The 12,575-nt window shown below is 43.6% G+C and carries 10 protein-coding genes; 4 read left to right on the forward strand and 6 right to left on the reverse strand.

What is annotated here, in order from left to right; genetic code table 11:
* Positions 1-12: 12 nt before the first annotated feature.
* The gene (gene truA / locus ACMFL8_RS09300) at positions 13-852 is read left to right on the forward strand and encodes a tRNA pseudouridine(38-40) synthase TruA (RefSeq protein ID WP_413190777.1); all 840 of its coding nucleotides are present in this window, start codon (positions 13-15) and stop codon (positions 850-852) included.
* Between the two features lie 121 nt (positions 853-973).
* A complete protein-coding gene (gene infA / locus ACMFL8_RS09305) occupies positions 974-1,195 on the forward strand; it encodes a translation initiation factor IF-1 (protein WP_021814850.1) in 222 nt (73 codons plus the stop codon).
* A 406-nt stretch (positions 1,196-1,601) separates the two neighbouring features.
* Here infA and ACMFL8_RS09310 read toward each other — a convergent pair whose 3' ends face one another.
* From ACMFL8_RS09310 to leuC, 5 genes are all read right to left on the reverse strand, one after another.
* Complete coding sequence (locus ACMFL8_RS09310; RefSeq protein ID WP_413190778.1) at positions 1,602-2,837, reverse strand: L,D-transpeptidase family protein; 1,236 nt, start codon at positions 2,835-2,837, stop codon at positions 1,602-1,604.
* A gap of 396 nt (positions 2,838-3,233) precedes the next feature.
* The gene (leuB, locus tag ACMFL8_RS09315) at positions 3,234-4,337 is read right to left on the reverse strand and encodes a 3-isopropylmalate dehydrogenase (RefSeq protein WP_189581070.1); all 1,104 of its coding nucleotides are present in this window, start codon (positions 4,335-4,337) and stop codon (positions 3,234-3,236) included.
* Positions 4,338-4,517: 180 nt separating this feature from the next.
* Positions 4,518-5,234 carry a hypothetical protein gene (locus tag ACMFL8_RS09320; protein WP_413190779.1) on the reverse strand — a complete coding sequence of 239 codons (717 nt, stop codon included), beginning with the start codon at positions 5,232-5,234 and terminating at the stop codon, positions 4,518-4,520.
* 126 nt (positions 5,235-5,360) lie between these two features.
* Positions 5,361-6,011, reverse strand: a complete 651-nt coding sequence (gene leuD, locus ACMFL8_RS09325) for a 3-isopropylmalate dehydratase small subunit (RefSeq protein WP_210539932.1) — start codon at positions 6,009-6,011, stop codon at positions 5,361-5,363.
* A 41-nt stretch (positions 6,012-6,052) separates the two neighbouring features.
* Complete coding sequence (leuC, locus tag ACMFL8_RS09330; protein ID WP_010199851.1) at positions 6,053-7,471, reverse strand: 3-isopropylmalate dehydratase large subunit; 1,419 nt, start codon at positions 7,469-7,471, stop codon at positions 6,053-6,055.
* A gap of 466 nt (positions 7,472-7,937) precedes the next feature.
* Here leuC and ACMFL8_RS09335 point away from each other — a divergent pair, with 466 nt between their 5' ends.
* Complete coding sequence (locus ACMFL8_RS09335; RefSeq protein ID WP_010199853.1) at positions 7,938-8,810, forward strand: LysR family transcriptional regulator; 873 nt, start codon at positions 7,938-7,940, stop codon at positions 8,808-8,810.
* 523 nt (positions 8,811-9,333) lie between these two features.
* Positions 9,334-10,833 (forward strand): sodium/proline symporter PutP, encoded by a 1,500-nt coding sequence (gene putP, locus ACMFL8_RS09340; protein WP_189581061.1) that lies wholly within the window; start codon positions 9,334-9,336, stop codon positions 10,831-10,833.
* A gap of 166 nt (positions 10,834-10,999) precedes the next feature.
* Here putP and ACMFL8_RS09345 read toward each other — a convergent pair whose 3' ends face one another.
* Positions 11,000-12,553, reverse strand: coding sequence for a surface lipoprotein assembly modifier (locus ACMFL8_RS09345; RefSeq protein WP_413190780.1), 1,554 nt, complete (start codon positions 12,551-12,553; stop codon positions 11,000-11,002).
* Positions 12,554-12,575: the final 22 nt, after the last annotated feature.

The raw sequence follows: 12,575 nt of genomic DNA on the forward strand, positions 1-12,575 counted from the left end.
TCTGAACATACCATGACTGAGATTAAGCATATAGCGTCTGACGATTCACCCTTTTATACCTTAGCGATTGCGGTTGAATTTTTGGGCACTCATTACCACGGTTGGCAACGTCAACGAGAAGTGCTCGGTGTCCAACAAGCGCTAGAGACTGCCATCGGTAAGGTCGCCAACGAACCGGTAGAAGTAATCGCCGCTGGTCGTACCGATGCCAGCGTGCATGCCAGCAATATGATTGCCCATTTTACTACCCGCGCTTATCGACCTACGCAAAATTGGTTGCGCGGCGTCAATAGCCTGCTGCCCGATGACATCGCCCTGCGCTGGATTCAGCCGATGCCAGCGGACTTCCATGCGCGCTTTGGCGCCATTGCTCGCCGCTATCGTTATATCACGCTCAATCAAGCACAGCGCCCCGCTATTTTGAATCATCAAGTAACGCACATCTATGAGCCACTTGATTTGGCAGCGATGCAGTTAGCTGCTGCCGATATCGTTGGTATTCACGATTTTAGCAGCTACCGCGCGGCCGCTTGTCAATCTAATCAGCCAGTACGAACCGTCAGTCATGCTAGGTTATTTGCTCATGGCCAGTTTATCGTTTTTGACATCCAAGCAGATGGATTTTTGCACCACATGGTGCGTAACTTGATGGGCACCTTGTATGCCATCGGCAAGCACCACTTAGAACCGGCAGATTTTTTACGCATTTTAGCCAAAAAAGACCGTACGATTGCACCGCCTACCGCCTCTGGAAATGGTTTATATTTCATTAACGCCTACTATCCTGAACGATTCCAGCAGTTATTACCGGATGCCCCTCTGACGCCCATTTGGTTGAATTTACCTGACTAGATTGATATAAGCTGGTATACATAACGGTTACAAGCTGTCAAGTAAAAACCTATGGCTGTATTGCTTTAATCAGCAAACTTACGTATAATGTCGGCTTATTTTTAATTGATTGATACAAATTATGGCAAAAGACGATATTATTGAATTTGAAGGCGAAGTTATTGATACCCTTCCAAATACATTGTTTAAAGTTCGTTTAGAAAACGGACACGAGATCATTGCGCACATCTCAGGTAAGATGCGTAAGCATTACATTCGTATCTTGACTGGTGATAAAGTTAAGGTCGAAATGACACCTTATGATTTATCTAAAGGTCGCATTACTTATCGCGGCAAAAACTAATATTATTATCAACTAGAATGGTTATAACAGCGTTTGTATCGAAACCTGTCATTTACGAATAAACGGTTTTGGCTAATATAAATTCTTGAGTGGTTTAACTGATAATAATAATGACACTGCTAACCTACTCATTATTGCCTATCATATTCTAGTTGCTGGTTTTGCCATAAAAAATACCGCTATTTAACAGCGGTATTTTTTTGTCTGGTTTTTAAGATTTGCTAGGGCGTGTCCTCATTTTAAAAATGGTCATAAAAATGAGATAAATTGCCGTCAAACGAGGAAAATAGTGCAAATAATATCGGGATATTAATCAGCTATTTGACGATGTTTGGCAAAATTTAGCCATTTTTAGCCCATTTAGATACAATCGCTTGAATTGAGGACACGCCCTAATACTGAAACGTTACTTAAACTCTACTGTCGCGCCATTTTGAATGACGCCTAACAGCGCTAACGCATCCCAGTTAGTCAAACGGACACAACCTGCTGAGGCTTGGCGACTGATACGAGCAGGATCTGGCGAACCATGAATACCATACGAGGGTTTGCTTAGCCCAATCCATACCATTCCCACAGGATTATTAGGACCGGGAGGAATAATCGCCTTACTGCCGTCATCGGCAGTATAGGTATAATTGGGCTCATGCACTTTTACTTCTACGGTGTGCGTGCCTGTTGGCGATGGTGTCGCCGTACTGCCTACAGTAGTTGGATAGCTGGCAACCAAATTGTCTTGGGCATCGTAAGCATAGAGGGTTTCGGTCACTCTATCAGCGACCACGCGGCTGACAGGCTTGGTATTAGGATTGCCAGGATTGTAGACGGTGATGGTTTCGCCTGCGCTAAAACTGGCCGTGGGATTGAGCGATTTTAGATACTTTTCACTAATATGAAATTTTTCTGCCAGCCCTTCGGTCACACTTTCGTAATACATCCCCTCGAGCTTGGCTTTTTCTTTTGCCGCTGGTGGGATAGTGGTGGTTTTAATATTAACGTCCGCCTCAGTCAGCTGATAGCTCACCAATACTGGTTGCGCCATCAGCTTGTCGTTTTTAGTCAATGCTTGCCACGTTTCTGTATTCAACGTTTCTGTGACCGTCAAGCCATTGGCTTTTTGAAATGCTTGCATGGCTTTGCGGGTATTTTTGCCCCAATAGCCGTCAACAGGACCCACGCCACTGTGCTGCCAATTTAATAATGCTTGCAGTTTGGTGCCAGTATTGCGATTAATATTCATCCCCGTCTGCCAATTGGCGCTATTCACTTTTTGAGCAATCTCTGGTAAATTTTCTGTGCTGTACTTAATCGTGGGTAAAAATTTATTCAGTGATACGGTAGTTTTACTCTTGCCTGTCAGTTTTTGACTAACGCCATTGGTCACTGGACTCATGTCAGTGGACTTATCTTTCACTGTACTACTAGTCGCTTCCATGGCAGGTGTATTGGTAGCAGATTCATTAGCAATAGTGCTGTTAGTGCTATCGCTAGTCTTAACAACATTACTACTGCTACTTGATGGCGTGCTTTCATCGGTCGCTGTCATATTTTCAGTGGTTGCTGCCACGCTTTGACCTATGAAAATAGTGGTTGATAAACCGATCGCCAATAACGCAGTGCTTATTTTTGTCAGTTGATACATGTAGTGCTCCTAAAATTATTATTTGTCTTATCAAAATTTCTTTATCAAGTGTTATTACTCTAATCTACTATTGATCTCTATCGTTTTAATTCTTTATGAGCAGTCTTTGCATGAATAAAAGTTATTACTGATTGCTGATAAGTTGTTTATATTGCCATATTCCCTTGTGAGCATATAACAGTTTTGTGTTACTAAGCGCCTTATCCTGCGGTGTCTGTGTTAATACGACGTCCATTTGACTAAAATTACTAATGTATTTTTCGGTACTTTTTTTAAGTCCAGCTAAATCCTTGGCGCATAAAAAACCCATAAACTGCTGAGCAATTTATGGGAGTTGATCTCGAAATAAGACAGCTAAAATATGGTGGAAACCTTAGCAGCTATTAGCGTGGTTTTTTATACCAATTTAGCCAACACCGCTTGCCCCATTTCTTTGCAGCCTACTTGTTTTAAGGCGGCTTCACTGGCATCTAGAATATCAAGGGTGCGCAAACCATCATCAAGAACATCACTGACTGCCTGCTCAATCGCTTGGGCAGCTTGTTCTTGCTTAAAGGTATAGCGTAGCATCATCGCGACAGAAAGAATCGTAGCTAATGGATTGGCTTTGTCTTGACCAGCAATATCAGGGGCTGAACCATGACATGGCTCATACATCCCTTTACCAGCGGCATCAAGACTGGCAGACGGTAGCATCCCGATAGAGCCTGTCAACATAGCCGCTTCATCAGACAAGATATCGCCGAACATGTTACCCGTCACCATGACATCAAACTGTTTGGGATTTTTGATCAGCTGCATACAAGCATTGTCAGCATACATGTGCGATAACGCCACATCGCTATAGTCCGCTTGCTGCATCTCAATCATTGTCTGCTTCCACAGCTCAGTGACTTCTAGGACATTGGCTTTATCTACCGAGCAAACTTTGGCTGGCGTACCTGCTGCCTGTGCGCGTGTTTGCGCCAATTCAAAGGCGACCTTACCGATACGCTGAATCTCACTGGTGCTATACACCATGGTGTTATAGCCTTGTTGCTCGCCGTTTTCCAACGTGCGGATACCGCGTGGCTCACCAAAATAAATACCGCCCGTCAATTCACGGACAATCAGTAAATCGAGACCTGAGATAATCTCAGGCTTGATACTAGAGGCATTGACAAGCTGCGGATACAGCTTTGCCACACGTAGATTGGCAAACAAACCCAGCTCACTACGGATTTTAAGCAGACCACGCTCAGGGCGTTTGCTACGCTCGATACCATCCCATTTAGGCCCACCAACTGCACCTAGTAATACGGCATCAGCAGCACGCGCACGTGCTAGTGTCTCATCTGGTAAAGGCTCACCCGTTGCATCGACTGCCACCCCACCGATTAACCCAGATTCAAGGGTCAAACCTAACGAAAATTTCTTATTAATCGCTTCGAGCACATCAACAGCTTGAGTCATGATCTCAGGGCCAATACCATCGCCCGCTAATGTTAAAATCGTTGCCATACTGATCCTTTTGGGTAAGTAAGTTTTTATAATAGGTACTGCTAACGCTGTATTACCGTCTTCTATAAGACCACCACTATCGATAATAGACCACCATCAATAATGATAGCCATCACAGAAGAGGTTGTTGTCTTTAATTAAGCTAGGTTTTGCAGAGCCATCCAATTGAGAGTCTAGGTATCAAGCCACGGCTTTTAATGGAGTGGACTTTTTCTCAATAATGCTGGTCTCTACAAATTCCCCTTGATGCTCAGCGCCCAGCTGTTTACAAAAGCGCCGCTGCAAATTACTGTCTTGCGACAGCTCAATGCATAAAGGCTCAGGCGATGCCGTGTCTAATAAGCTCCCTGAGTTGTCGCTAGATTTTTTTTGATAAGCATGTAACTGATAAGTGCCTGGCTCGACGAAATCATGAATAATCGCAAAACGTTCAACATAGCCGACGTTGTTTTCTGGATAGAAATTTACCTGTACTTCGCGTTTTGCAGGTTTAACCCGCGCGTAGTAATTGGTCAGTCCTGGCATACCAGAAGCAGATAACGGAACGATTTTGACAGCATCTTTATTAGAAAGTGGCGTCATGTCGATGTTCATCTGTGCTCGTGCCCGCTGATCGGTTTTATTCATAGGCATGATAACCAGCATGTCAGGACTGACCGGCTCGTGGGTATCCGATGCAATCACTAAGGTTTTATCTATCTGCACAATTTCGCAGTGGTAGGTGCCTATGCAAGAAATATTCACTTCACCCGTGATAGGTTGAATATTTCCCACTCGCACCTTGGCACTATCTGCCTTGTCTATTTGTTTATAGCCCGTCAATGACTGACAGCCTGTTAACAATAAGCTTACAGCGACAGCCATACTTGTCCAGACAGCATAACGTTGTTTATTCATAATGACGGCTACTATTTAATATGGAAGATAAATTACCCTTCATTCTAGCCAGTTCATCACGATAACTCAACGCTGCGTTACTATTGTTCATCGGTTTTTTATAGCCACTGGTCTATGAGTTACTCTCTACGCGCGTACTTGATTAAATATCCAAGGCGTTTTTTGCATCATTTGATGCTCGTAGTCTTTGATAGCATCACTTTGCTGTAGCGTTAAGCCGATATCATCCAACCCATTTAGCAAGCAATGTTTGCGAAATTCATCGACTTCGAAAGGATACTCTTCCCCAGTTGAAGTAATGACCACTTGGCGCTCAAGATCGGCGGTTAGCTCATAGCCTTCGTTAGCAAGCGTATCTTTCATTAGGGTATCTACAATTGCCTCGTCCAAGACAATTGGTAGCATGCCATTTTTAAAACAGTTGTTATAAAAAATATCGGCAAAGCTTGGCGCGATCACCGTACGAAAGCCGTATTCTGACAATGCCCACGGCGCATGCTCACGACTAGAACCACAACCAAAGTTGCGGCGTGCCAGTAAGATAGTCGCGCCTTGATAACGCGGCTTGTTTAAGACAAAGTCTGGGTTAATCACTCGCGTGCTATTGTCTTGACCCGGATAGCCTTCGTCTAGATAGCGCCAATCATCAAATAGATTGACACCGAAGCCAGTACGTTTAATAGACTTCAAAAACTGTTTGGCAATGATTTGATCGGTATCGACGTTTGCGCGATCGAGTGGGCAAACGATACCTGTTTGGGTGTTATAAGCTTGCATAATAATTCCTGTCAATTATATTTTATTGATGCGTATCAGTCTTAAAACGTCCGCACATCGACAAAGTGACCTGCCAATGCGGCGGCGGCTGCCATTGCTGGACTGACCAAATGCGTACGACCACCATTGCCCTGACGACCTTCGAAGTTACGGTTAGAGGTCGAGGCACAGTGCTCTTGTGGCTCAAGCTTATCGGCATTCATGGCAAGGCACATCGAGCAACCCGGCTCGCGCCATTCAAAACCAGCTTCAGTAAACAAGGCGTCCAAACCTTCTGCTTCGGCTTGTAGTTTAACTTGACCAGAACCCGCCACGACGATGGCTTCTTTAATATTGTCCGCGACTTTACGACCTTTAATCACGGCGGCGGCATCGCGCAAATCTTCGATACGCGAATTGGTACACGAACCAATAAAGATACGATCAAGCTGGATGTCAGTGATTTTTTGGCCAGCATCTAATCCCATATAGGTATAAGCACGTAACCAACCTTCTTCTTGCGCTTCATCGGCGGCTTGATCAGGCGTCGGTACTGACTGTGTGATATCAACAACCATTTCAGGAGAGGTGCCCCAAGAGACTTGTGGCGCTATTTGACTACCATCCAGCTCAACCACCGTATCAAATACTGCGTCATCATCTGAATACAAGGTACGCCAGTAAGCTTCCGCTTGCTCCCACTGCTCAGTGGTTGGTGCATAAGGACGGCCTTTGACGTAATCAATGGTCGTGCCATCGACCGCGACCATACCAACGCGAGCACCCGCTTCGATTGCCATGTTACAGACGGTCATGCGACCTTCCATACTCATGTCTTCAAAGACTTGCCCTGCAAATTCAATGGCATGCCCTGTCCCGCCAGCGGTACCAATTTTGGCAATAATAGCAAGTACCACATCTTTTGAGGTCACGCCAGCGCCAAGCTTACCCGTGACACGAATTTGCATGTTTTTTGATTTCTTTTGAATCAAACACTGCGTTGCCAACACATGCTCGACTTCTGATGTACCGATACCATGCGCCAAACAGCCAAGTGCACCGTGGGTTGCAGTATGCGAATCACCACAAACCACGGTCATACCAGGTAAAACCAAACCTTGCTCAGGACCAACCACATGCAAGATACCTTGACGGGCATCATTGATGGTAAATTCAGCAATATCAAACTTAGTGCAATTGTCATCTAAGGTGAGTACTTGTAAACGCGACACTTTATCCTTGATACCTGCGACGCCTTCTAAACGCTCCTTGGTCACCGTTGGCACATTGTGATCAGGGCTAGCGATGTTAGCCGACAGACGCCATGGCGCTCTATTGGCCAGATCCAGACCTTCAAAGGCTTGTGGACTCGTTACTTCATGCAGTAGATGGCGGTCGATATAAATCAGGCTCGAACCATCATCACGCTTGGTGACTTCATGAGCATTCCAAAGTTTGTCATATAACGTTTGACCGGCCATGTTGCTATCCTTTATTAGTTGCTAATCACTGAATCTATTTACCCGCTCACACAACAGCAAGCAAGGTTATTATTGAAATTTTTATCTAATTGACACTTTTATCTAAAGACACGCATTTTATTCATAAAGTGCGTTATGTTACTGACGCCTTTCATAATAAACTTACTATTTATCAAAACTACTTTTCACAAATCATACTTATTAAATTGGTCTATCACACATTTATATCAACACCAATTGATGAGTTTTCAGGTAAATTGATAAAACTGGCCATCAATACAGGCATTGGACGGCTAATTACCAAGTTAATAGAATTAATACGTCTTGATACCTTGTGATTATAGCAGGCTAATCCTATAATAATAATTGATGATTTTTACGTAGTCGCAAACTTTTATTTCTAATACATTGTGACTAGGTCAGCCAACTTTTATTTATAGCTCGCTACGCAGCTAAGGACATCGGTTTGAATACCACGAATTTGACGACATTCGTCACTGTTATGCACACAGGCAGCATCTCAGGCGCAGCAGAAAAGCTTTTTATTACTCAGCCTGCCGTCAGTAAGCGCATCAAAAATTTAGAAGATGAGTTTAACATTACGTTGTTTGATACGGTCGGTCGCGGTATTGTGCCGACTCAAGCCGCTAGTGAAATGCTGCCGCACGCCAAGCGCTGGCTCGACGATTATGAGAACTTCAAAATCAATTTACAACACTCTCAGCACATTGTGTCAGGTAAATTGGTCATTGGCACCAGCCACCATATTGGCTTGCATCATTTGGCTCCTGTGCTCAAGCACTTTATTCAAGCCTATCCTGCGGTGCAGTTAGAAGTTCATTTTGTCGACTCTGAAACGGCGCACAAGGCGGTGTTAGATGGTGACTTATCATTAGCATTCCTAACGTTGCCACCTGTCTACGATAAGCGTTTGACGTATCACACGCTTTGGTCAGACCCACTCTACTTTATGACCGGCACTCTATCGCCTTTAGCGACCAAAGCCAATGTCACTTTAGAGCAATTGGCCCGCTATCCCGCTATTTTGCCCTCTGCCAATACTTTTACCAGCCAAATTACCTTAGCTGAGTTTGCCAAGCATAATCTAAAACCTTATGCCACCATGAGTACCAACCCACTTGAGTCCATTCGGATGTTGGTTTCTGTTGGCCTAGGATGGTCAGTATTACCTCAAACCTTGGTCAGTCAAGATTTAGAGCGCATCAATATGGCAGATAATATTGAGCTACAGCGTTACCTCGGTGTGGTTATCAATCCAAAGCTGACTCGCTCTAGTAGCGTGACTGCCTTATTAGACTTGCTTGCCCCAATTGATTGAACGGCTTTTAGTAAGTAGCAAATGATGGTTTAAAACCGAGCTTGGCTTTGTATAAAGCTTTACTTTACAAAGCCAAGCTCGGTTGTTCGCATTTTTAACAGCCATACGTTATAATGCGTTTGGCTTTGTTTTTTATAACATAAATTTACCAGAATAACACTGATAGTCATATTTTGAAGACTTCGAGTAATATATGATGGTAAACAGTAGGTTTAATGGTTTTAAATGATTGATTATATAAGTGAGTAGCATTTGTAAAAAACTAGCAGATAAGGGCGATAGACAAGATTGCGATTGAGCCACGCTTGTTGTCCTCTAATCACTATTTTATGAATATTACTTTTAAAACAGTATCAATCATATAAAACTAACAGAAAATACTGACTAAAAGTCAAAAGCCATTATGTCCTACTTAATGGCTTTTTTTGTCTTTAAATATTTTTTATAAACATCATCTTGTGATGACTTAATTTTATATAGTTAAAATAATTACAGCCAACAACGTTGGTTAAGGACAGTTTATATGAATGGGATTTCTAGTGGCGTGCTGATATCGTTGGGCGCCTACTTCTTAGTGATGATTGGGATTGGCATTTACGCTTATTTTAAGCAAGCCAATGATACTGAAGGCTACATGTTAGGAGGACGTAATTTAGGTCCCGCAGTCACTGCATTATCAGCAGGGGCGTCGGACATGTCAGGTTGGTTGCTCCTTGGCCTACCAGGCTATATGTATGCCGATGGTGTCGTAAGTATGTGGATCGCACTTGGTTTGACACTAGGTGCCTTATTGAACTATATCATTGTGGCACCGCGCCTTCGCGTTTATACCGAAGTCGCTGACAACGCGATTACCTTGCCTGACTATTTCGCCAACCGCTTTGAAGATAAATCGCACATGCTGCGTGTCATATCAGCAATCGTTATCATCTTATTTTTCACCGTTTATACCGCTGCAAGTCTAGTAGGTGGTGGTAAACTCTTCGAAAGCTCACTCAACTTATCATATAGCACGGGCCTTTGGGTAACTGCTGGTGTTGTCGTTGCCTATACCCTATTCGGTGGTTTCTTAGCGGTATCGATGACTGACTTTGTACAGGGCGTCATCATGTTATTTGCAATGGTGATCGTACCAGTTGTTGCCTTTACAGATCTTGGCGGTATATCAGCAACGACTGAAGCCGTTCGAAACATTGATCCAAGTTTATTAGATGTCACCAGTGGCATGACTATCATTGGTATTATCTCATTAATGGCATGGGGGCTTGGCTACTTTGGTCAACCACATATCATCGTTCGTTTTATGGCAATACGTTCGGTCAAAGACGTACCAATGGCCCGTAATATCGGTATGAGCTGGATGGTTGTCAGCTTAATTGGTTCTTTAATGACAGGTTTTGCTGGTCGTGCTTATGTACAAAAAACCGCAATGACCTTGGATGATCCTGAGACCATATTCTTAGTCTTTACACAGTTTTTATTCACACCGCTGGTTTCAGGGTTTTTATTAGCCGCTATTTTAGCTGCGATTATGAGTACCATTTCATCGCAGCTATTGGTGGTATCAAGCTCGCTGACTAAAGATGTCTACAAGCTATTCTTCGATAAAGATGCTCCTGAAGCACGCCAAGTACTAGTGGGTCGTATCTCGGTTGTAGCGGTAGCGGTTGTATCTATCTTGCTCGCCTCTGATCCCGATAGCTCAGTATTGAGCTTAGTTTCTAACGCTTGGGCAGGATTTGGTGCAGCATTCGGACCCTTGGTTATCTTCAGCCTAATCTGGCGCGGTATGAACCGTAACGGTGCGGTCGCTGGTATGGTAATTGGTGCCTTAACTGTTATCCTGTGGATCTATGGTCCTTTCGAGATGAATGGTATGGCATTAAATAGCTGGTTATATGCTATCGTTCCAGGCTTCATCTTAAGTACCATCGCTATCTTCGCGGTTAGTATTATGACTGGCGGTCCAAAACCTTCAGTAACTGCTAAGTTTGAAGAAATGGAACTGAACCTTAATAAATAAGTAAATAAGTAAATAAGTAAATAATCTTATCACTATCAAAAAAACCTCGCCATGATTGGCGAGGTTTTTTATTATGAGCAATTATATTAGGGTGTGTTCTCATTTTAAGAGTAGCAATGGAGATGAGTACATGCCCTAGCTAAATACACGCCCTAGCTATAAGGTATTAAAAGGTCTTGGTTAACAATATGGTTGCCGACTTCTCATCGCGATCATCATAATAATCAAAGTTACTGGAAGTCTGATCATAATCAAATACCAGTCGCGGTGTCAGACCATAAAAAGTTAAGTCACGCTTCCAGACTTGTAAGCCTAATGAGGTGGTCTTGTCCTCTCTTGTCGAGCCAACTTTACCACCGACAGCATTGTAGTAACCATTTAAAGCACCACTACCTGCTGGGTAAGAGTCAGACGGGTCATCGTACTCTTTTACAGCGTAGCCCGCTGTCGTTAGGGTAGAAATACCTCGCTTCCACTCACGACCCCAACCAACGTTTACAGAGTTGCGGTCATAGCTGATAATGCTAGATTTGGGTACGTCGTTTTGATAATTACCAAGACCACCATAAAAGTATTCTTTGGCGTCTTTAATATAGAATGCATTTAGACCCAAAAACTGTCCGTCAGTCTCGCGGTTTTTATTGTCGTCATCTTCAAACGTTTCTTTAGATAAAATGCCAGTCGCTGATAGCTTCAGCTTAGGTTTTACCCAGCGAGAACCACTAACAGTGACGCCTTTGCGTAGACTATATGGCTCTTCATCATAGTATCGTTTCGTCACAAATGGCGTGAGAGAGATATCATTTTTGGCATCATCATAACCGACACCAGCAGAAGCCGTGAATAAATAGTCGTTATAGTCAGTCTCATCCCAATAGCCTTTTAGTGAGGCATTACCACTTACCGTGGCATAAAAGTTATCAGGTAAATTAAAGCGTTTGTTTGCACTGGCTGATACTTGAATACCATTGGCTGACTTCTGCTCAACTGAGTTGCCTAATTGAGATTGGATAGTCTTTGATGGCGCATCATTGATGTTATCATCCTTGACGTAGCTGGCAGAGGCGTCAAAACGCCAGTTTTCGAGACTGTTTATCTGAGCCAATGAGCCTTGAACCCTAGCCATAACAGGTGCCGGTAAGTCGACTGATTGTAGCTTTAAGAATTGGTCTTTCGCGGCGGCATACTGTTTGTCTGCTTGCAGAGCCAACGCCATATTCAGGCGTACTGGGTGGAAGTCTGGGTCTGCCGCTAGCATATTACGATAGATGGCGATGGCTTGCTTGTTTTTAGCTTCACTACGATATACGAGTGCATCAGCAAAATTAATAAGCATCGGGTCATTGGTTTCTAGTGCTTTATAATGCGGCAATAATTCTTTGACGGTTACCATATCCTGTGCAGCCAACGCATCGTTTAAATACTTGCTAAATGCTGCTGGATTGGCTTTTAAGGCTTCTAAATTGTAAGCGGTGGCGGCAGCAAGTTGCTGACGACTTCTGATAGCACGTTGTGCCTCTGTATCCGAGACGACGGTAGAAGGTGCTGTAGGGTCTGATACAGCGGTTTGGTTCTCACGCTTGAGGAGTTCGGCAGCTTGGTCAAGCTCTGGTTCTATCTCTTCTAATACGGGCTCTGCTGCCATGACCGATAGAGGAAAAGCCATTATAGATAGCAGAATTGAAGCTGTTAAAGGTTTACGTATATATCGATTGTTCATAGGTATCCTTACCAAATTACGA

The organism is Psychrobacter sp. AT9 (assembly GCF_047272965.1).
GTDB classification, from domain to species: domain Bacteria; phylum Pseudomonadota; class Gammaproteobacteria; order Pseudomonadales; family Moraxellaceae; genus Psychrobacter; species Psychrobacter glaciei.